Here is a 21,905-nt window from a genome sequence, read left to right on the forward strand (position 1 = left end):
TCGCCAAAACATCTTCGGCGTTGTAAGGTTAAGCCTCACGGTTCATTAGTATCGGTTAGCTCAACGCATCGCTGCGCTTACACACCCGACCTATCAACGTCGTCGTCTTCAACGTTCCTTCAGGAGACTTAAAGTCTCAGGGAGAACTCATCTCGGGGCAAGTTTCGTGCTTAGATGCTTTCAGCACTTATCTCTTCCGCATTTAGCTACCGGGCAGTGCCATTGGCATGACAACCCGAACACCAGTGATGCGTCCACTCCGGTCCTCTCGTACTAGGAGCAGCCCCCCTCAATTCTCCAGCGCCCACGGCAGATAGGGACCGAACTGTCTCACGACGTTCTAAACCCAGCTCGCGTACCACTTTAAATGGCGAACAGCCATACCCTTGGGACCTACTTCAGCCCCAGGATGTGATGAGCCGACATCGAGGTGCCAAACACCGCCGTCGATATGAACTCTTGGGCGGTATCAGCCTGTTATCCCCGGAGTACCTTTTATCCGTTGAGCGATGGCCCTTCCATTCAGAACCACCGGATCACTATGACCTGCTTTCGCACCTGCTCGCGCCGTCACGCTCGCAGTCAAGCTGGCTTATGCCATTGCACTAACCTCCTGATGTCCGACCAGGATTAGCCAACCTTCGTGCTCCTCCGTTACTCTTTGGGAGGAGACCGCCCCAGTCAAACTACCCACCAGACACTGTCCGCAACCCGGATTACGGGTCTACGTTAGAACACCAGCCATTAAAGGGTGGTATTTCAAGGTTGGCTCCACGCAGACTGGCGTCCACGCTTCAAAGCCTCCCACCTATCCTACACATCAAGGACCAGTGTTCAGTGTCAAGCTATAGTAAAGGTTCACGGGGTCTTTCCGTCTTGCCGCGGGTACACTGCATCTTCACAGCGAGTTCAATTTCACTGAGTCTCGGGTGGAGACAGCCTGGCCATCATTACGCCATTCGTGCAGGTCGGAACTTACCCGACAAGGAATTTCGCTACCTTAGGACCGTTATAGTTACGGCCGCCGTTTACCGGGGCTTCGATCAAGAGCTTCGCGTTGCCGCTAACCCCATCAATTAACCTTCCGGCACCGGGCAGGCGTCACACCGTATACGTCCACTTTCGTGTTTGCACAGTGCTGTGTTTTTAATAAACAGTTGCAGCCAGCTGGTATCTTCGACTGATTTCAGCTCCGTCCGCAGGGACTTCACCTACATATCAGCGTGCCTTCTCCCGAAGTTACGGCACCATTTTGCCTAGTTCCTTCACCCGAGTTCTCTCAAGCGCCTTGGTATTCTCTACCTGACCACCTGTGTCGGTTTGGGGTACGATTTCGTGTTACCTGATGCTTAGAGGCTTTTCCTGGAAGCAGGGCATTTATCACTTCAGCACCGTAGTGCCTCGTCATCACACCTCAGCGTTAAAAGGTACCGGATTTACCTGGAACCTCCGCCTACATGCTTAAACCGGGACAACCGTCGCCCGGCTGACATAGCCTTCTCCGTCCCCCCTTCGCAGTAACACCAAGTACAGGAATATTAACCTGTTTCCCATCGACTACGCCTTTCGGCCTCGCCTTAGGGGTCGACTCACCCTGCCCCGATTAACGTTGGACAGGAACCCTTGGTCTTCCGGCGAGCGGGCTTTTCACCCGCTTTATCGTTACTTATGTCAGCATTCGCACTTCTGATACCTCCAGCAACCCTCACAGGCCACCTTCAACGGCTTACAGAACGCTCCCCTACCCAACAACACATAGTGTCGCTGCCGCAGCTTCGGTGCATGGTTTAGCCCCGTTACATCTTCCGCGCAGGCCGACTCGACCAGTGAGCTATTACGCTTTCTTTAAATGATGGCTGCTTCTAAGCCAACATCCTGGCTGTCTGTGCCTTCCCACATCGTTTCCCACTTAACCATGACTTTGGGACCTTAGCTGGCGGTCTGGGTTGTTTCCCTCTTCACGACGGACGTTAGCACCCGCCGTGTGTCTCCCGTGATAACATTCTTCGGTATTCGTAGTTTGCATCGGGTTGGTAAGCCGGGATGGCCCCCTAGCCGAAACAGTGCTCTACCCCCGAAGATGAATTCACGAGGCGCTACCTAAATAGCTTTCGGGGAGAACCAGCTATCTCCCGGTTTGATTGGCCTTTCACCCCCAGCCACAGGTCATCCGCTAATTTTTCAACATTAGTCGGTTCGGTCCTCCAGTTAGTGTTACCCAACCTTCAACCTGCCCATGGCTAGATCACCGGGTTTCGGGTCTATACCCTGCAACTTAACGCCCAGTTAAGACTCGGTTTCCCTTCGGCTCCCCTATACGGTTAACCTTGCTACAGAATATAAGTCGCTGACCCATTATACAAAAGGTACGCAGTCACCCCATAAAGAGGCTCCCACTGCTTGTACGTACACGGTTTCAGGTTCTTTTTCACTCCCCTCGCCGGGGTTCTTTTCGCCTTTCCCTCACGGTACTGGTTCACTATCGGTCAGTCAGGAGTATTTAGCCTTGGAGGATGGTCCCCCCATATTCAGACAGGATACCACGTGTCCCGCCCTACTCTTCGAGTTCACAACAAGTGTGTTTTCGTGTACGGGACTATCACCCTGTACCGTCGGACTTTCCAGACCGTTCCACTAACACACAAGCTGATTCAGACTCCGGGCTGCTCCCCGTTCGCTCGCCGCTACTGGGGGAATCTCGGTTGATTTCTTTTCCTCGGGGTACTTAGATGTTTCAGTTCCCCCGGTTCGCCTCGTTAACCTATGTATTCAGTTAACGATAGTGCAACGGATTGCACTGGGTTTCCCCATTCGGACATCGACGGGTCAAAGGTTCATATCACCTCGCCGTCGCTTTTCGCAGATTAGCACGTCCTTCATCGCCTCTGACTGCCAGGGCATCCACCGTGTACGCTTAGTCGCTTAACCTCACAACCCGAAGATGTTTCACTTCTGATTGCGAAAATTTGAGAGACTCGAACACACATGAGCTGTGTGTCGTTTCAATTTTCAGCTTGATCCAGATTTTTAAAGAGCAAAACTTCGCAGTGCACCTTTTCAGGTTCACTCTGAAGTTTTCTTGTGTTCGCAGTAAAAGATGGTGGAGCTATGCGGGATCGAACCGCAGACCTCCTGCGTGCAAGGCAGGCGCTCTCCCAGCTGAGCTATAGCCCCATCGTATAAACAACCTCTTCAAATTTGCGTTGCAAATTTGGTAGGCCTGAGTGGACTTGAACCACCGACCTCACCCTTATCAGGGGTGCGCTCTAACCACCTGAGCTACAAGCCTGTAGAGGTTTTTTACTGCTGTTTTTCATCAGACAATCTGTGTGAGCACTACAAAGGCAGGTTCTTTAAGGTAAGGAGGTGATCCAACCGCAGGTTCCCCTACGGTTACCTTGTTACGACTTCACCCCAGTCATGAATCACAAAGTGGTAAGCGCCCTCCCGAAGGTTAAGCTACCTACTTCTTTTGCAACCCACTCCCATGGTGTGACGGGCGGTGTGTACAAGGCCCGGGAACGTATTCACCGTGGCATTCTGATCCACGATTACTAGCGATTCCGACTTCATGGAGTCGAGTTGCAGACTCCAATCCGGACTACGACGCACTTTATGAGGTCCGCTTGCTCTCGCGAGGTCGCTTCTCTTTGTATGCGCCATTGTAGCACGTGTGTAGCCCTACTCGTAAGGGCCATGATGACTTGACGTCATCCCCACCTTCCTCCAGTTTATCACTGGCAGTCTCCTTTGAGTTCCCGGCCTAACCGCTGGCAACAAAGGATAAGGGTTGCGCTCGTTGCGGGACTTAACCCAACATTTCACAACACGAGCTGACGACAGCCATGCAGCACCTGTCTCAGAGTTCCCGAAGGCACCAAAGCATCTCTGCTAAGTTCTCTGGATGTCAAGAGTAGGTAAGGTTCTTCGCGTTGCATCGAATTAAACCACATGCTCCACCGCTTGTGCGGGCCCCCGTCAATTCATTTGAGTTTTAACCTTGCGGCCGTACTCCCCAGGCGGTCGACTTAACGCGTTAGCTCCGGAAGCCACGCCTCAAGGGCACAACCTCCAAGTCGACATCGTTTACGGCGTGGACTACCAGGGTATCTAATCCTGTTTGCTCCCCACGCTTTCGCACCTGAGCGTCAGTCTTTGTCCAGGGGGCCGCCTTCGCCACCGGTATTCCTCCAGATCTCTACGCATTTCACCGCTACACCTGGAATTCTACCCCCCTCTACAAGACTCTAGCCTGCCAGTTTCGAATGCAGTTCCCAGGTTGAGCCCGGGGATTTCACATCCGACTTGACAGACCGCCTGCGTGCGCTTTACGCCCAGTAATTCCGATTAACGCTTGCACCCTCCGTATTACCGCGGCTGCTGGCACGGAGTTAGCCGGTGCTTCTTCTGCGGGTAACGTCAATTGCTGAGGTTATTAACCTCAACACCTTCCTCCCCGCTGAAAGTACTTTACAACCCGAAGGCCTTCTTCATACACGCGGCATGGCTGCATCAGGCTTGCGCCCATTGTGCAATATTCCCCACTGCTGCCTCCCGTAGGAGTCTGGACCGTGTCTCAGTTCCAGTGTGGCTGGTCATCCTCTCAGACCAGCTAGGGATCGTCGCCTAGGTGAGCCGTTACCCCACCTACTAGCTAATCCCATCTGGGCACATCCGATGGCAAGAGGCCCGAAGGTCCCCCTCTTTGGTCTTGCGACGTTATGCGGTATTAGCTACCGTTTCCAGTAGTTATCCCCCTCCATCAGGCAGTTTCCCAGACATTACTCACCCGTCCGCCACTCGTCAGCGAAGCAGCAAGCTGCTTCCTGTTACCGTTCGACTTGCATGTGTTAGGCCTGCCGCCAGCGTTCAATCTGAGCCATGATCAAACTCTTCAATTTAAAAGTTTGATGCTCAATGAATTAAACTTCGTAATGAATTACGTGTTCACTCGTTGAGACTTGGTATTCATTTATCGTCTTGCGACGTTAAGAATCCATGTCACTTTGAGTGCCCACACAGATTGTCTGATAAATTGTTAAAGAGCAGTGCCGCTACGTTTTCGCTGCGGCGCGGGGTGTGCATATTACGCTTTCCCGCTTCAGAGTCAAGCGTTTATTTTGCTTTTCTCTGCTGACCCGGCGGCTTGCGTGCCGTTGTTCCGTGTCAGTGGAGGCGCATTATAGGGAGTTCTTCCGAAGTGACAAGCACTAAATACAAAAAACTTTTCGTTCGCTCACTTTTCAAACTCAACGCTTATTTAACCCGCGGATCGTCCGTTAAACGCGCAATTTCACGGGCAAAACTGGCGACCTGAGCCCAGTCGGTGTAGACCACTTCTTTACGCGTATCCGTTTCACCACCTGTCATCTTCATGATCAGGCGGATCATAAAGCGGTCATACCAGCTATAGCGTGGATAACGCAGCGCGCCCGCAAAGACAGAACAGATATCGGGCTGCCATGGCGAATTCAGCAAAAACTTGCGCGTATAGCTGTTGGTCTGCGGCGTACGCTTCTCCGCTTTACGGGCAACCAGGTTGACCGAGTAAAACGCGCCAGGCCGCTTCGCGAGTTCCGCCGTATGCTTTTTCACAAAACGATCCAGCGCAGGGTGGAAATGACCGTAACGAATTGAAGCACCAATGACCACACGGTCGTAATCCTGCCAGGCAATCTGTTCTGTGCGATTCAGGTTCACCACATCAGAATGAATGCCCAGCTCTGTGAGTTCAGAAGCCAGATAAGAAGCAATCTCACGCGTTTGACCGTCACGCGTTGAGAAAAGAATTAACGTTTTCACTTATGTCTCCTTACTCACGCCAGAATGTTGGGGTAAACAGCACCAGCAACGTAAAGACCTCAAGACGCCCAAACAGCATATTGGCAATTAAGATCCACTTCGCCACCGGGTTCATACTGGCGAAGTTATCCGCCACAACGCCCAGCCCCGGCCCCAGATTGTTTAACGTTGCCACCACAGAGGCGAAGGCAGAGAAATCATCCACACCCGTGGCGATAATCGCCAGCATACTGACAATAAAGACCAGCGCATAAGCGGAGAAGAATCCCCACACCGCTTCGAGGATACGCTCCGGCAGCGCGCGGTTCCCCAGCTTAATGCTGTAAACCGCATTCGGATGCACCAGACGTTTCAGCTCACGGTTCCCCTGCTTGAACAGCAGCAGAATACGGATCACCTTCAGACCACCGCCCGTCGAACCGGCGCAACCGCCGATAAACGCAGAGCACAGCAGCAGCACCGGCAGGAACAGCGGCCAACGCGCAATACTGTCCGTGGTGAAACCGGCGGTTGTCGCCATCGATACCACCTGGAAGAAGGCCTGGTTCAGGGTCGTGACCGCCGAGTTATAGACATCATGGAACCACAGTACCAGGGTACAGATGATCACCAGGGTCAGCTGGACGCCAATAAACATCCGGAATTCCGGGTCGCGCCAGTACACCTTCAGGCTACGTCCGCTGAGCAACGAGAAGTGTAGACCGTAGTTACAGCCTGAGATCAGCAGAAAGATGGCAATGATGGTATTGATTGTCGGGCTGTCGAAGTAACCGACGCTGGCATCATGGGTAGAAAACCCGCCGATGGCGATAGTCGCGAAGCTGTGCCCGATGGCGTCGAACGCGGGCATTCCGGCGAACCACAGCGCCAGCGCGCAGGCCACCGTCAACAGGACATATATAAGCCACAGGGTTTTCGCCGTCTCCGCAATACGCGGGCGCATCTTGTTATCTTTCAGCGGGCCAGGCATTTCTGCCCGGTAAAGCTGCATCCCCCCGACGCCCAGAATCGGCAGGATAGCCACCGCCAGGACGATGATCCCCATACCGCCAAACCACTGGAGCATCTGCCGGTAAAAGAGAATCGCATGCGGGAGCGAATCCAGCCCCACAAGCGTGGTGGCGCCGGTGGTCGTTAAACCTGAGAACGATTCAAAAAACGCATCCGTGATGGTGAGATTCGGTTGTTCAGAGAAGATAAACGGCAGCGCACCCACGCTTCCCAGTACCGTCCAGAACAGGACCACAATCAAAAAACCCTCACGGGATTTCAGCTCACCCTTCTCACGACGGTTTGGCCACCACAGCAGCGAGCCAATCGTCAGCGCGACAAAAAAGGTTTGCGTGAATGCACGCCCCGCACCGTCCCGGTAGATGAGCGCCACCAGTCCGGGGATGATCATCGTCCCGGAGAAAAGTATGACCAGCAATCCAACGATTCGGGTAATGGCACGAAAATGCATCTCTGCCGCTTCCTTAGGTATTCAAAATGATGAGGTGGGGATTATTCTTCAATCGGCAGTAATTGCAATGAACCGCGACTAAAATCAGCGAGTTTTGCTGAAAAAGCAGCCAGTTCCGCCTGAGGAAGCGCCACGCGTAGTTGCACCATTGCCTGATAATCACTGTGTGCGATGACGCCGTTAAACTGTTTAAGCAGTGCTTCGATACCCGATAGCTGGGCGTAATCGCATAACAAAGTATATTCTGTCAGCGGCGTTTTGCGGGTCGTTATCAGAAGATTAAGCGCCTGCTGAACACCACCGCCGTAGGCTTTAACCAGGCCGCCTGTGCCTAACAAAATGCCACCGTAGTAGCGCACAACGACGGCGGTGATTTCACCCACACCGCTGCCCATTAGCTGGGAGAGCATCGGTTTTCCGGCCGTGCCCGCCGGTTCACCGTCATCAGAAAACCCGAGCTGCTGTGAGTCATTCGGCGGCCCTGCGACCCACGCCACACAGTGGTGGCGGGCATCGGGGTGCTGCGCGCGAACGGACTCGACGAACGCCTTCGCCGCCTCCACGCCGTCGGTATGCGCCAACAGCGTGATAAAGCGGCTTTTTTTGATTTCCTCAACAAAGGTGACCGGCTCAGCCGGTATCAGCCAGCTTTCCATCAGGCCAGCTTCAGATCTCGCGTCATGTTCTCAATGCTGTTCTCGTGAATAACCACGTTATCCTCGATACGAATGCCGCCAAACGGCTTCAGCGCGTCAATTTTTTCCCAGTTGAAGTGCTTGCTGAATTGGCCTTCACGCCACGGCGCCAGCAGGGATTCAATAAAGTAGATGCCCGGCTCGATGGTCAATACCATACGCGGCGCCAGAACGCGGGTGCAGCGCAGATAAGGATATTTAGACGGTGCCGCCAGGTGCGTACCGGTATCATCCTGCATAAAGCCTGCGACGTCATGAACCTGCAAACCCAGCGGGTGGCCGATACCGTGCGGCATAAATGGCCCGGTCAGATCGTTCTCAACCATCGCCTCTTCGCTCATGTCTTTGACGATCTGATGCTTACGCAGCAGTTTCGCGATGCGCTGATGGAACTGGATGTGGTAATCCACATAGCTGGTTCCCGCTTTCATGGTGCCAATCAGCGCCAGCTGTTCATCGTTCACGTCTTTAATCAGCTGCGCGAAATCGGTATCCGCATTCGCCGCCCAGGTACGGGTCAGGTCTGCCGCATAGCCATTGTACTCTGCGCCGGCATCCAGCAGGAAGCTGCGCATCTCAGCCGGAACCTGATGATCCAGTTTGGTGTAGTGCAGAACAGAGGCATGCTCATTCAGCGCCACGATGTTGCTGTAAGGCACATCGGTATCGCGATGGCCGGTCGCGGTCAGGTAGGCCTGATTGATATCGAACTCGCTCATGCCGGACTGGAACGCTTCATGCGCCGCACGGTGGCCATTCACCGCCGTTTTTTGCGCTTCACGCATGCAGTAAAGTTCATAGTCAGTCTTGTAGGCGCGATAGTAGTGCAGATAATCCAGCACGCCTTTCGGGTTAAGTTTATCTGCCGGAATATCCAGACCCAGCGCACGCTCGGGAACCGGGCCAATGTAGCCGATGTTGCCGCGCGCCGCTGGCAGTTGGCTGCCAATGCCGTCCGCTTTTGGCAGCGCAATCACGTCAATTTCTTCGGTCCAGAATGAGGTCGGCAGCGGTTCCACGTTGTGCCAGTAATCGACCGGCAGGTAGAACCACAGTTTCGGCTTGTTCACGCCATCCACCAGCAGCCAGCAATTTGGAACCTGTGTCACCGGCACCCAGGCTTTAAACTGCGGGTTAACCTTGAACGGATAAGCATGGTCATCAAGAAACGTATTCATCAGCTCGCCGGAGTGGATCAGCAGAGCATCCAGCTTGAAGCGGGCCAGTACATCGCGGGTACGTTCCTGTAGGGTAACGATATGATTTTTATAGAGCGAAGCCAGTGAGTCCATCATTCTTCCTTTCGTTTTTTTGACCTCAAGTCATCGCATCTTAGCACACCTCACTCCGGCTGCGTGATTTCCACCGACCGTGATCAGTGCAGCAATTTCTTAATGAGTAATTTGCATTTTATTAACATAAATTCCACACTCCGTCTCATCTGGTATGACCAGATCCAATTGCTGGATTCAGGAGACCGACATGCTCTACAAAGGCGACACCCTGTACGTAGACTGGCTGGAAGATGGCATTGCCGAACTGGTGTTCGATGCCCCCGGCTCAGTGAACAAGCTTGATACCGCGACGGTGGCCAGTCTTGGCCAGGCGCTGGATGTACTTGAAAAGCAATCAGATTTAAAAGGGCTGCTGCTGCGCTCCAACAAAGCGGCCTTTATCGTTGGTGCGGATATCACCGAATTCCTGTCGTTGTTCCAGGTTCCTGAGGAGCAGCTGAGCCAGTGGCTGCACTTTGCCAACAGCGTCTTTAATCGTCTGGAAGATTTACCTGTGCCAACGATTTCCGCCGTTAACGGCTACGCGCTGGGCGGCGGCTGCGAATGCGTGCTGGCGACCGATTACCGTCTGGCAACGCCGGACCTGCGCATCGGCCTGCCGGAAACCAAGCTGGGCATCATGCCGGGCTTTGGCGGTTCCGTGCGTATGCCACGCATGCTGGGTGCGGACAGCGCCCTGGAAATCATCGCTGCCGGTAAAGACGTGGGTGCAGAACAGGCGCAGAAAATCGGCCTGGTCGACGGCGTCGTGAAACCAGAGAAGCTGGTTGAAGGAGCACTCGCCATTCTGCGTCAGGCGATTAATGGCGATCTCGACTGGAAAGCCAAACGCCAGCCGAAGCTGGAGCCGTTAAAGCTCAGCAAGATTGAAGCCACCATGAGCTTCACTATCGCCAAAGGCATGGTGATGCAGACGGCGGGTAAACATTACCCGGCGCCAATCACGGCGGTGAAAACCATTGAAGCGGCAGCCCGTCTGGGCCGTGATGAAGCCCTGAAGCTTGAAAACCAGAGCTTTGTCCCGCTGGCGCATACCAATGAAGCCCGCGCGCTGGTTGGCATCTTCCTGAACGATCAGTTCGTGAAGGGCAAGGCTAAGCAGCTGACCAAAAACGTTGAAACGCCAAAACACGCGGCGGTGCTCGGCGCCGGCATTATGGGTGGCGGTATTGCTTACCAGTCGGCCTGGAAAGGCGTGCCGGTGGTGATGAAAGACATCAACGAAAAATCCCTGACGCTGGGCATGACCGAAGCCGCCAAGCTGCTGAATAAACAGCTTGAGCGCGGCAAAATTGACGGCATGAAACTCTCCGGCGTGATCTCCACCATCCAGCCAACGCTGGAATACAGCGGCTTTGACCGCGTGGACGTGGTGGTTGAAGCGGTCGTTGAGAATCCGAAAGTCAAAAAAGCGGTGCTGGCCGAAACGGAAGAGAAGGTGCGTCCTGAGACCGTGCTGGCCTCCAACACCTCCACCATTCCTATCAGCGAGCTCGCAAGCGTGCTGAAGCGTCCGGAAAACTTCTGCGGAATGCACTTCTTTAACCCGGTGCACCGCATGCCGCTGGTCGAAGTGATCCGCGGGGAAAAAACCTCCGACGACACCATCGCCAAAGTGGTGGCGTGGGCCAGCAAAATGGGCAAAACGCCAATCGTCGTTAACGACTGCCCGGGCTTCTTCGTTAACCGCGTGCTGTTCCCCTACTTTGCCGGCTTCAGCCAGCTGCTGCGCGACGGCGCGGACTTCCGCAAGATCGACAAAGTGATGGAAAAACAGTTCGGCTGGCCGATGGGCCCGGCCTATCTGCTGGACGTGGTCGGGATCGACACCGCGCATCACGCTCAGGCGGTGATGGCAGCGGGCTTCCCGCAGCGCATGCAGAAAGATTATCGCGACGCGATTGACGCCCTGTTCGACGCCAACCGCTTCGGGCAAAAAAACGGCATGGGCTTCTGGCGTTATAAAGAAGACAGCAAAGGCAAGCCGAAGAAAGAGGAAGATCCGGCGGTGGATGGCCTGCTGGCCGACGTATGCCAGCCGAAACGCGACTTCACCGACGACGAAATTATTGCCCGCATGATGATTCCGATGATCAACGAAGTGGTGCGCTGCCTCGAAGAAGGCATTATCGCCAGCCCGGCAGAAGCGGATATGGCGCTGGTGTACGGCCTGGGCTTCCCTCCGTTCCACGGCGGCGCGTTCCGCTGGCTGGATACGCTCGGCAGTGCCCGCTACCTCGATATGGCGCAGCAGTATCAGCACCTCGGCCCGCTGTACGACGTGCCGGAAGGCCTGCGTAACAAAGCGCGCCATAACGAACCCTACTACCCAGCAGTTGAGCCCGCCCGTCCGGTTGGCGCACTGAAAACGGCTTAAGGAGTCACAATGGAAAAGGTTGTCATTGTTGATGCGATTCGCACCCCGATGGGCCGTTCAAAAGGCGGCGCGTTCCGTAACGTGCGCGCGGAAGATCTTTCCGCGCACCTGATGCGTAGCCTGCTGGCGCGTAATCCGGCGCTGGACCCGGCAGCGCTCGACGATATCTACTGGGGCTGCGTGCAGCAAACGCTTGAGCAGGGCTTCAACATCGCCCGCAACGCGTCGCTGCTGGCGGAGATCCCGCATTCGGTTCCGGCGGTCACCGTCAACCGTCTGTGCGGTTCGTCAATGCAGGCGCTGCATGATGCGGCGCGCATGATCATGACCGGCGATGCGCAGGCCTGCCTGGTCGGCGGCGTCGAGCACATGGGCCACGTGCCGATGAGCCACGGGGTTGATTTCCACCCTGGCATGAGCCGCAACGTGGCGAAAGCCGCAGGCATGATGGGCCTGACCGCCGAAATGCTCTCCCGCCTGCACGGTATCAGCCGCGAAATGCAGGATGCTTTTGCCGCGCGCTCTCACGCCCGCGCCTGGGCCGCCACGCAGTCTGGCGCTTTTAAGAATGAGATTATCCCAACCGGCGGACACGACGCGGACGGCGTACTGAAGCAGTTCAGCTACGACGAAGTTATCCGTCCTGAGACCACGGTCGACGCGCTTTCTACCCTGCGTCCGGCTTTTGATCCGGTCACCGGCACGGTAACGGCGGGCACCTCTTCTGCCCTGTCCGACGGCGCCGCCGCGATGCTGGTGATGAGCGAAAGCCGCGCCCGCGAATTAGGCCTGACGCCACGCGCCCGCGTGCGTTCGATGGCGGTCGTAGGTTGCGACCCGTCGATCATGGGCTACGGTCCGGTTCCGGCGTCAAAACTGGCGCTGAAAAAAGCGGGGCTGAGCGCAAGTGATATCGACCTGTTCGAGATGAACGAAGCCTTCGCCGCACAGATCCTGCCGTGCATTAAAGATCTGGGCCTGATGGATCAGATCGACGAGAAGATTAACCTCAACGGCGGCGCGATCGCCCTCGGTCACCCGCTGGGCTGCTCCGGAGCGCGTATCAGCACCACGCTGATCAACCTGATGGAACGCAAAGATGCCCAGTTCGGGCTGGCAACGATGTGTATCGGGTTGGGTCAGGGGATCGCGACGGTATTTGAGAGAGTGTAAGGCTATAACGTAGGCCCGATAAGCTTCGCGCCATCGGGCTTTTGCCGGGAGGCGCTGCGCTTTCCCGGCCTACGAGAGGTATCTCACCGCCACTATCGCCATTGGCGAAGAGAGACAGTTTAGTTGCCGTTCTTCCCGCCTGTCAGGGGCGGGTTTTTTACATCATTGCAGCAGCGAAATATCCGCCACGCGCAGGAACAGCTCACGCAGTTTCTCGAGCATAGAGAGACGGTTAATACGCAGCTCTTTATCTTCCACGTTTACCATCACTTTCTCGAAGAAGGCGTCGATGATGTCACGCAGCTCCGCCAGCTCCACCAGCGCTTCCTGGTAGCGGCCTTCCGCGAAGTACGGCTCAAGCTTGTCGCGCAGCACCACAACCTGCATCGCCAGAGCAATCTCTTCCGGCTCTTTCAGCGTCGCGGCGTTTACACGCTCGTTCAGCGTCTCGTCGGATTTTGCGAGGATGTTAGATACACGCTTATTGGCCGCAGCCAGAGCAGACGCCGCTTCCAGCGTACGGAAGTGGGATACCGCTTTCATACGCGCATCGAAATCTGCCGGACGGGTCGGACGACGCGCCAGCACCGCCTGAATGGTATCAACGGAGTAACCTTCGTCCTGATACCACGCGCGGAAACGACCGAGCATAAAGTCGATAACATCATCCACAACCTTCGCGTTGGTCAGCTTATCGCCGTACAGACGCACCGCTTCTTCCGTCAGCGTTTGCAGATCGAGGTTCAGGTTCTTCTCGACGATGATACGCAGCACGCCCAGCGCGGCGCGACGCAGCGCAAACGGGTCTTTATCGCCTTTCGGATGCTGACCGATACCGAAGATACCCGCCAGGGTGTCCATCTTATCGGCAATCGCCACGGCGCAGGCAACCGGGTTGGACGGCAGATCGTCACCGGCAAAGCGCGGCTGATACTGCTCGTTCAGGGCCACCGCCACGTCTTCCGCTTCGCCATCGTGACGCGCGTAATGCATGCCCATGACGCCCTGGGTGTCGGTGAATTCGAACACCATGTTGGTCATCAGGTCGCACTTGGAGAGCAGGCCCGCACGGGTAGCGTGGTTCACGTCCGCGCCAATCTCACGGGCAATCCAGCCGGACAGCTCCGCGATACGGTCGGTCTTGTCGCGCAGCGTACCCAGTTGCTGCTGGAACAGCACGGTTTGCAGACGCGGCAGGTTATCTTCCAGACGTTTTTTACGGTCGGTGTTGAAGAAGAACTCGGCATCCGCCAGACGTGGGCGCACCACTTTCTCGTTACCGGAGATAATCTGGATCGGATCTTTCGATTCGATGTTCGCCACGAAGATGAAGTTTGGCAGCAGCTTGCCGTCGTTGGCGTAAACCGGGAAGTACTTCTGGTCACCCTTCATGGTGTAAACCAGCGCTTCTGCCGGAACGGCCAGGAATTTCTCTTCGAATTTCGCGGTCAGCACAACCGGCCATTCCACCAGAGAAGTTACCTCTTCCAGCAGGCTGTCGCTCAGATCGGCATTACCGCCAATCTTACGCGCCGCTTCTTCTGCGTCCGCTTTAATTTTGGCTTTACGCTGTTCGTAGTCAGCAATAACTTTACCGCGCTCCAGCAGGATCTGCGGGTACTGGTCGGCATTGTCGATGGTGAACTCTGGCTCGCCCATAAAGCGATGGCCGCGGATCACGCGATCGGACGCCACGCCCAGAATGGTTGCTGGAATAACGGTATCGCCCAGCAGCAGGGTCACGGTGTGCACCGGACGCACGAAGTGTACGTCGGACGCGCCCCAGCGCATCAGCTTAGGAATCGGCAGCTTAGCCAGCGAAGTCGCGATCATATCTGGCAGCAGCGCTTCCGCGCTTTCGCCTTTCACGTGGGCACGATACAGCAGCCATTCACCTTTATCGGTGGTCAGACGCTCGGCCTGGTCAACGGTGATACCGCAACCGCGCGCCCAGCCTTCTGCCGCTTTGCTCGGCTTGCCTTCCGCGTCGAACGCCTGAGCAATGGCCGGGCCACGTTTCTCAACTTCACGATCCGGCTGAGACGCCGCCAGGTTTGCCACCTTCAGCGCCAGACGACGCGGCGCAGCAAACCACTCAATTTTACCGTGCGCCAGGCCAGCGTTATCCAGCTCGGCAGTAACGTTCGCAGCGAAAGATTCAGCCAGGCTGCGCAGGGCTTTTGGTGGCAGCTCTTCAGTGCCGATTTCCACCAGGAAAGTTTTCTCAGACATGGCCGCCTCTTATTTGTTTCGGTTGCACATCGGGAAGCCAAGGGCTTCACGGGACGCGTAGTAAGCTTCTGCAACGGCTTTGGTCAGGGTACGAATTCGCAGAATGTAGCGCTGACGTTCAGTCACGGAGATGGCTTTGCGGGCGTCCAGCAGGTTGAAGCTGTGGGCAGCCTTCAGAATACGCTCGTAAGCAGGCAGCGGCAGCGGAGTTTCCAGCGCCAGCAGCTGCTGGGCTTCTTTCTCGTACTGCTCGAAGCAGGTGAACAGGAAGTCCACGTCCGCGTATTCGAAGTTATAGGTGGATTGCTCCACTTCGTTCTGATGGAACACGTCGCCGTAGGTGGTTTTACCCAGCGGGCCGTCGCTCCAGACCAGGTCGTAAACGCTGTCTACGCCCTGAATGTACATTGCCAGACGTTCCAGACCGTAGGTGATTTCACCGGTGATCGGCTTACATTCGAGACCGCCAACCTGCTGGAAGTAAGTGAACTGGGTCACTTCCATGCCGTTCAGCCACACTTCCCAACCCAGACCCCAGGCACCCAGCGTTGGGTTTTCCCAGTTATCTTCCACGAAGCGAATGTCGTGAATGGTTGGATCCATACCCAGCTCTTTCAGTGACCCGAGGTACAGTTCCTGAATATTGTCAGGTGATGGCTTAATCACCACCTGGAACTGATAGTAGTGCTGCAAGCGGTTCGGGTTCTCGCCGTAACGGCCATCGGTCGGACGACGGGATGGCTGCACGTAGGCGGTTGCCATTGGCTCTGGCCCTAACGCGCGCAGGCTGGTCATCGGGTGTGAGGTGCCTGCGCCAACTTCCATGTCCAAAGGTTGAACAATGGTGCAGCCCTGACGAGCCCAGTAATCCTGTAAGGTCAGGATCAGGCCCTGGAAGGTCTTGGTATCAAACTTTTGCATAGTATTTCGTGCTGGATACGTGTGGTTTTAAATGGAAGGGATCAGTATACCCGCTGGCTGCAAGATATACAGTACGAAACGGGGTTGTTTAGGGAAAATTGGGGAATAAGGTCTACCGCCAGAACCGGTGAGGGCTCTGGTTGCTGATTATCCGAGCAATTTAGCGCATCGAGAGATGTAAAAACTGGCCGTCTGCATCAAAAGAGCAGACAAAGCCCTCTTTACGCGCAGTATAGCCTTTCAGTTCATAGCTGCCCTGAAAGCGCTCGAAGCCGTTTATATGAATTTTCTGTGCCTCGGAATTATAGCGATGAGCCGCCTCACCTATGCACAGCTGTTCCATATTCAGGGAACGCTCCGGGCTCATTTTCCCCTGCTGCGCTTTCTGGACAGGGGCCTCCTGAGAAGCACTGCACCCTGCTAATAAAAGCAGCAGAAAGAGTGACGCCCCACGCTTCATCATCATTTTTATTACCGCCCCGGTCAGTGGCTGTTATTTTTAGTAGCAACACGTTTATAGATTAATGTTCAACATTCTGCGAATCTCGCCAGCTCGCGACAAGACAGCCTGGCTAAACTCAGAATTTTCCAAGGGAAAAGTTTTACGCTACCGCAGTCACACTTTCTTTATCAGGAATACAGAGGAACTGATGCAGTCAAAAATTAACTGGATTGATAACCTGCGGGGAATAGCTTGTCTGATGGTGGTGATGATCCACACAACGACCTGGTATGTCACGAACGCGCACAGTATCAGCCCCGTTAACTGGGATGTCGCCAATATTCTGAACTCGGCCTCCCGCGTGAGCGTCCCGCTGTTCTTTATGATTTCCGGTTTTCTCTTTTTTGGTGAGCGTAGCGCGCAGCCGAGACATTTCATCCGTATTGTCTCTTGTCTGCTGTTTTACAGCGCCATTTCGCTGCTCTATATCATCCTGTGCACGTCCATTAACGCCGAACGTTCCCTGCTCAATGTGCTGCAAAAACCGGTGTTCTATCACCTGTGGTTTTTCTTCGCGATAATCGTTATTTACCTGGTTTCTCCGTTAATTCAGGTAAAAAACGTCAGCGGTAAAAGGCTGCTGGCCTTGATGGCGATCATCGGGATTGTGGCAAACCCGAATACCCTCTCACAAAAAGTTGATGGCTTCGAATGGCTTCCCGTCAACCTCTATATCAACGGCGACACGTTTTATTATGTGGTGTATGGCATGCTGGGGCGCGCCATCGGCATGATGGAGACGCAAAAGCGAGGAATGAACTGGCTTTGCGCGGCTGCGTTTATCGCCGGTGTGTTTATTATCTCTCGCGGGACGCTGTACGAACTGCAATGGCGCGGCAACTTTGCCGATACCTGGTATCTGTATTGCGGCCCGATGGTCTTTATCTGCGCGATTTCTCTGCTGACCCTGGTGAAAAACACCCTCAACGAACGTCCGCTTCCGGTGCTGGGGTTTATCTCTCGCCACTCGCTGGGTATTTACGGTTTTCACGCGCTGGTGATCCACGCCCTGCGCACCCGCGGCGTTGAGCTGAAAAGCTGGCCGGTGCTGGATATTATCTGGATATTTACCGCTACGCTGGCTGTCAGCCTGCTGCTGTCCATGTTGCTGCAAAGAATCGATACGCGCAGGTTTGTAAGCTAGCCAGATGGATGGGGAGTTGCAGGCCGGGTCAGCGCAGCGCCACCCGGCGGATGTTCAGGACATCAGCGGTAAAAGCTGCTGATAGATTTTGCGGAACACGACTCGTCGTTCAGCATAGCGAGCATGGTTTTTCGCATCAGGACGATGCTGCTGTTCAAGCGGAAGCTGGGGCAAAAGCGAGTTCAGTGGTTTATCCGGGTTCACCGCGATTTGCGCCAGCCGTGCCGCACCGAGCGCCGGACCAACCTCTCCCCCCGTACGATAGTCCAGCGGCAACCCGCTGATGTCAGAAAGCATTTGCCGCCAGTAGCTGCTTCGCGCCCCGCCGCCAATTAAGGTAATGCTGGATGGCGTCAGGCCACAGTCATGCACGACATCCATGCCGTCCGCCAGCGCATAGCCGACCCCTTCAAGCACCGCGCGCGCCAGCTCTGCCGGGCCGTGCTGATGGGTAAGCCCGAAGAACACCCCTTTCGCTTCCGGGTTGTTATGCGGCGTGCGCTCGCCGGACAGGTACGGTAAAAACCAGACCGCACCGGCATTATCATCCGCCTGCTGTGCCGCTGCGATAAGCGCCGGTACGTCCGCCATTCCGGTCAGCCTTGCCGCCCAGTCGAGGCAGGAAGCGGCACTCAGCATCACCGACATGAGATGCCATTTGCCCGGCAACGCGTGGCAGAAGCTGTGTACGGCGTTTTCAGGGTTACTGCGATAGCCGTCACTGACGGCAAAATAGACGCCGGAGGTGCCGAGCGAGAGCATTGCCTGCCCTGCTTCCACCATCCCCACGCCAACAGCGCCCGCCGCGTTATCGCCGCCGCCGGCGACAACCGGTACGGCCGGCATATTCCAGCGTTCAGCAATGGAGGATTGCAGCGTGCCCGCGATCTCACTGCCTTCAAACAGCGCGGGCATATGGTCGCGCGTCAGCTGGCAGGCATCCAGCATCGCCTCGCTCCAGTCCCGTTTCGCCACGTCGAGCCACATCGTGCCCGCGGCGTCAGACATGTCGCTGGCAAAATCTCCCGTCATGCGAAAACGCAGGTAGTCTTTAGGCAGCAGAATCTTCGCCACCTGACGGAAAATATCGGGTTCATGGCGCTGCACCCACAGGAGTTTTGGCGCGGTAAAACCGGGCATCATCAGGTTGCCCGTAATCTCGCGGGACGTGGGCACACGCGCTTCAAGAAGCGCACACTCTTCCGCACAGCGGCCATCGTTCCAGAGAATAGCCGGGCGCAGAACGCGATGCTGGCTATCCAGCAACGTTGCACCATGCATTTGCCCGGCAATGCCCAGCGCTTTCACGTCGCGCAGGCTGTGCTGCTCGCCTAAGGCTTTCATCGCGCGGTCCGTCGCCTGCCACCACTGCTCCGGATCTTGCTCAGACCACAGCGGATGCGGGCGTGAAACCTGCAACTTTTCAGTCTGGGTTGCTAACACATCGCCCTGCTCGCTTAACAGAATGGCTTTCACACCCGACGTGCCAAGATCGATCCCGATATACATTGTGGTGACTCCTTTGACAGAAATGCCCGGTTGCGATGCGCTTACCGGGCCTGCATACTGTTATTTATCGAAGAGGTAATGATTGACCAGGTTTTCCAGCAGCTCCTGATGCCCGCTCTGATGCTGCGGGGCCAGCTGATGCAGTTCAGCGTACTTCGCGATTTCCGCAAGCGATAACTGACCTTTCAGAATTTGCTGGCCCAGCTCACTGTTCCAGCCGCCGTAACGCTTCGCCACGCGTTTATCCAGCTCGCCGTCTTCAATCATACGGGCCGCCACCTTCAGCGCCAGCGCCATGGTGTCCATCGCGCCAATATGCCCGTAAAACAGATCGTATTTGTCAGTGCTCTGGCGACGGACTTTGGCGTCGAAGTTCAGGCCGCCGGTGGTGAAACCGCCCGCTTTGATGATTTCGTACATTACCAGCGCATTTTCTTCCACGCTGTTCGGGAACTGGTCGGTATCCCAGCCCAGCTGCGGATCGCCGCGGTTCGCATCCACCGATCCGAAGATGCCCAGCGCAATCGCAGAGGCAATTTCGTGATGGAAGGAGTGGCCCGCCAGGGTAGCGTGGTTAGCCTCGATATTCACTTTGATCTCTTTTTCCAGACCAAACTGCTTCAGGAAGCCATACACGGTGGCAACATCGTAGTCGTACTGATGCTTGGTTGGCTCCTGCGGTTTAGGCTCAATCAGCAGCGTGCCGCGGAAGCCGATTTTGTGTTTGTGGTCCACAACCATCTGCATAAAGCGACCAATCTGCTCGCGCTCCTGACGCAGGTCGGTATTCAGCAGCGTTTCATAGCCTTCACGACCGCCCCAGAGAACATAGTTCTCGCCGCCCAGCTGATGCGTGGCGTTCATTGCCGTCACCACCTGCGTGGCCGCCCAGCTGAAGACTTCCGGATCGGGGTTGGTTGCCGCACCCGCGCCATAGCGAGGGTTGGTAAAGCAGTTAGCCGTCCCCCAGAGCAGCTTCACGCCGCTCTGCTGCTGTTTTTCGGCCATTACATCGACCATCTGCGCGAAATTGTTCAGATACTCTTTCAGCGATGCCCCTTCAGGCGACACGTCCACATCGTGGAAACAGTAGTACGGCACGTTCAGCTTATGGAAGAACTCGAACGCGACGTCGGCTTTACGCTTCGCCAGCTCAATGGCCTCGCCCGGCTGCTGCCATGGACGGTCAAAAGCGCCCACGCCGAACATATCGGCACCATTCCAGCAGAAGGTGTGCCAGTAGCAGGCGGCAAAGCGCAAGTGATCTTCCATGCGCTTACCCAGCACCAGCTCATCCGGGTTGTAGTGACGAAATGCTAAAGGATTGGTCGTTTTCGTGCCTTCGAAACGAACGCGATCGAGTTGGTCGAAATAAGCTTGCATATTGAGCTCCATAATCAGGGTATGCGGCGTGGTCTTGCTTCTGGAGTAATAGTGAATAGACATTGGGGGTTGCTCAATTACGTTATTTCACACTGCTATTGAGAGAATGCACAATTGTGCGCTGGCTCGCAAAATAATGTGCAGACAAACTATTTTTCGGCGCATATTCCAGAATCAAATGTAATTAATAGGTTACGCTTTTTAAAATCCGATCGCGGTCATAAATTCAGAAATAAACCAAATATCGTAATGAGAAGATAAAAATCTGTAATTGCCAGCAGGCCTTTCCACGTTAAAAATTTGCTGCGTCTCAGCAGTGAACGTTTCTTTTATCTCAGCGACACATACCCCTACAAAAAGGCCTAATAATTATGAAGATAAAGAACCTGACCCTAACGCTCTGCACTACTCTCCTGCTTGCAAGCTTTGCCGGCCACGCCAAAGAGGTCAAAATCGGCATGGCGATTGATGACTTACGTCTTGAACGCTGGCAAAAAGATCGCGATATCTTTGTTAAAAAAGCGGAATCCCTCGGCGCGGAGGTGTTCGTTCAGTCCGCTAACGGCAACGAAGAGACGCAAATGTCGCAAATTGAGAATATGATCAACCGTGGCGTCGATGTGCTGGTCATTATCCCGTATAACGGCCAGGTATTAAGCAACGTGGTGAAAGAGGCTAAACAGGAAGGCATAAAAGTCCTGGCCTATGACCGCATGATTAATAATGCGGATATTGATTATTATATTTCGTTCGACAATGAAAAAGTGGGTGAGTTACAGGCTAAAAGCCTGGTCGCTAAGGTGCCGCAAGGGAATTATTTCCTGATGGGCGGTTCGCCTGTGGATAACAACGCCAAGCTGTTCCGCCAGGGACAAATGAAGGTGCTTAAGCCATATATCGACGAGGGCAAAATTAAGGTCGTCGGCGACCAGTGGGTTGACGGTTGGTTACCGGAAAATGCGCTGAAAATTATGGAAAACGCGTTGACCGCAAATAACAACAAAATCGATGCGGTCGTGGCCTCTAACGATGCCACCGCGGGTGGCGCCATTCAGGCGCTGAGCGCGCAGGGTCTGGCCGGAAAAGTCGCTATCTCCGGTCAGGATGCCGATCTTGCGGGTGTTAAACGCATTATCGCGGGCACCCAAACCATGACGGTGTATAAACCCATTACCGAGCTTGCCAATACGGCTGCTGAAATTGCCGTTGAGCTGGGCAATGACCAACAGCCTAAAGCAGACGCAACGTTAAATAACGGTCTGAAAGACGTACCGGCACGCCTGCTTACCCCTATCGAAGTCAACAAAGAGAACATTGACGCCACGGTGGTGAAAGACGGTTTCCATAAGAAGAGTGAACTGTAATCCAGCGCAGCCCCTGCCCGGCGGGGGCGCATCGACCTGCCCTGTT

General features: G+C 55.1%; 13 protein-coding genes, 2 tRNA genes and 2 rRNA genes. 4 read left to right on the forward strand and 13 right to left on the reverse strand.

Features of this window, described 5'->3' with window-relative positions:
• Positions 1-24: 24 nt before the first annotated feature.
• The 8 genes from DBR02_RS09455 to pepQ all read right to left on the reverse strand — a co-directional run bounded on the left by DBR02_RS09455 (position 25) and on the right by pepQ (position 9,251).
• Positions 25-2,928: ribosomal RNA gene (locus DBR02_RS09455) — 23S ribosomal RNA — on the reverse strand.
• 170 nt (positions 2,929-3,098) lie between these two features.
• A tRNA-Ala gene (locus DBR02_RS09460) sits at positions 3,099-3,174 on the reverse strand.
• 38 nt (positions 3,175-3,212) lie between these two features.
• Positions 3,213-3,289: transfer RNA gene (locus tag DBR02_RS09465), tRNA-Ile, on the reverse strand.
• A 70-nt stretch (positions 3,290-3,359) separates the two neighbouring features.
• Positions 3,360-4,901, reverse strand: a 16S ribosomal RNA gene (locus DBR02_RS09470).
• The 16S and 23S rRNA genes sit together here with 2 tRNA genes alongside, the layout of an rRNA operon.
• A gap of 355 nt (positions 4,902-5,256) precedes the next feature.
• Positions 5,257-5,802 (reverse strand): menaquinone-dependent protoporphyrinogen IX dehydrogenase, encoded by a 546-nt coding sequence (gene hemG, locus DBR02_RS09475; RefSeq protein ID WP_063865809.1) that lies wholly within the window; start codon positions 5,800-5,802, stop codon positions 5,257-5,259.
• A 10-nt stretch (positions 5,803-5,812) separates the two neighbouring features.
• Positions 5,813-7,264 (reverse strand): Trk system potassium transporter TrkH, encoded by a 1,452-nt coding sequence (trkH, locus tag DBR02_RS09480; protein ID WP_063865811.1) that lies wholly within the window; start codon positions 7,262-7,264, stop codon positions 5,813-5,815.
• 41 nt (positions 7,265-7,305) lie between these two features.
• The gene (locus tag DBR02_RS09485) at positions 7,306-7,920 is read right to left on the reverse strand and encodes an IMPACT family protein (protein WP_064910954.1); all 615 of its coding nucleotides are present in this window, start codon (positions 7,918-7,920) and stop codon (positions 7,306-7,308) included.
• Positions 7,920-9,251, reverse strand: a complete 1,332-nt coding sequence (gene pepQ, locus DBR02_RS09490; RefSeq protein ID WP_107534180.1) for a Xaa-Pro dipeptidase — start codon at positions 9,249-9,251, stop codon at positions 7,920-7,922. Before pepQ ends, DBR02_RS09485 begins: the two co-directional genes overlap by 1 nt.
• Before the next feature lie 190 nt (positions 9,252-9,441).
• On the opposite strand from pepQ, the gene fadB reads away from it, so the two are divergent.
• Positions 9,442-11,631: a fatty acid oxidation complex subunit alpha FadB gene (gene fadB, locus DBR02_RS09500; protein ID WP_107534181.1), complete on the forward strand. Its 2,190-nt coding sequence runs from the start codon at positions 9,442-9,444 to the stop codon at positions 11,629-11,631.
• A 9-nt stretch (positions 11,632-11,640) separates the two neighbouring features.
• Positions 11,641-12,804 (forward strand): acetyl-CoA C-acyltransferase FadA, encoded by a 1,164-nt coding sequence (gene fadA / locus DBR02_RS09505; protein ID WP_063865822.1) that lies wholly within the window; start codon positions 11,641-11,643, stop codon positions 12,802-12,804.
• 162 nt (positions 12,805-12,966) lie between these two features.
• Here the strand turns inward: fadA and glyS are convergent, their stop codons facing one another.
• The 3 genes from glyS to DBR02_RS09520 all read right to left on the reverse strand — a co-directional run bounded on the left by glyS (position 12,967) and on the right by DBR02_RS09520 (position 16,423).
• On the reverse strand, positions 12,967-15,036 hold the full coding sequence (glyS, locus tag DBR02_RS09510) for a glycine--tRNA ligase subunit beta (RefSeq protein WP_063449957.1): 2,070 nt from the start codon (positions 15,034-15,036) through the stop codon (positions 12,967-12,969).
• 9 nt (positions 15,037-15,045) lie between these two features.
• Complete coding sequence (glyQ, locus tag DBR02_RS09515) at positions 15,046-15,957, reverse strand: glycine--tRNA ligase subunit alpha (RefSeq protein ID WP_003860141.1); 912 nt, start codon at positions 15,955-15,957, stop codon at positions 15,046-15,048.
• A 160-nt stretch (positions 15,958-16,117) separates the two neighbouring features.
• A complete protein-coding gene (locus DBR02_RS09520) occupies positions 16,118-16,423 on the reverse strand; it encodes a YsaB family lipoprotein (protein WP_063865825.1) in 306 nt (101 codons plus the stop codon).
• A gap of 184 nt (positions 16,424-16,607) precedes the next feature.
• Here DBR02_RS09520 and DBR02_RS09525 point away from each other — a divergent pair, with 184 nt between their 5' ends.
• Positions 16,608-17,603: an acyltransferase gene (locus DBR02_RS09525; RefSeq protein ID WP_107534183.1), complete on the forward strand. Its 996-nt coding sequence runs from the start codon at positions 16,608-16,610 to the stop codon at positions 17,601-17,603.
• A 54-nt stretch (positions 17,604-17,657) separates the two neighbouring features.
• Here DBR02_RS09525 and xylB read toward each other — a convergent pair whose 3' ends face one another.
• Together xylB and xylA are read right to left on the reverse strand one after the other, a co-directional pair.
• Positions 17,658-19,112, reverse strand: coding sequence for a xylulokinase (gene xylB, locus DBR02_RS09530; protein ID WP_107534185.1), 1,455 nt, complete (start codon positions 19,110-19,112; stop codon positions 17,658-17,660).
• A 60-nt stretch (positions 19,113-19,172) separates the two neighbouring features.
• Complete coding sequence (gene xylA / locus DBR02_RS09535) at positions 19,173-20,495, reverse strand: xylose isomerase (protein ID WP_107534187.1); 1,323 nt, start codon at positions 20,493-20,495, stop codon at positions 19,173-19,175.
• 371 nt (positions 20,496-20,866) lie between these two features.
• Here xylA and xylF point away from each other — a divergent pair, with 371 nt between their 5' ends.
• On the forward strand, positions 20,867-21,859 hold the full coding sequence (gene xylF / locus DBR02_RS09545) for a D-xylose ABC transporter substrate-binding protein (protein ID WP_063865834.1): 993 nt from the start codon (positions 20,867-20,869) through the stop codon (positions 21,857-21,859).
• Positions 21,860-21,905 lie beyond the last annotated feature (46 nt).

The organism is Enterobacter cloacae complex sp. (assembly GCF_900322725.1).
Taxonomy (GTDB): Bacteria; Pseudomonadota; Gammaproteobacteria; order Enterobacterales; family Enterobacteriaceae; genus Enterobacter; species Enterobacter quasihormaechei.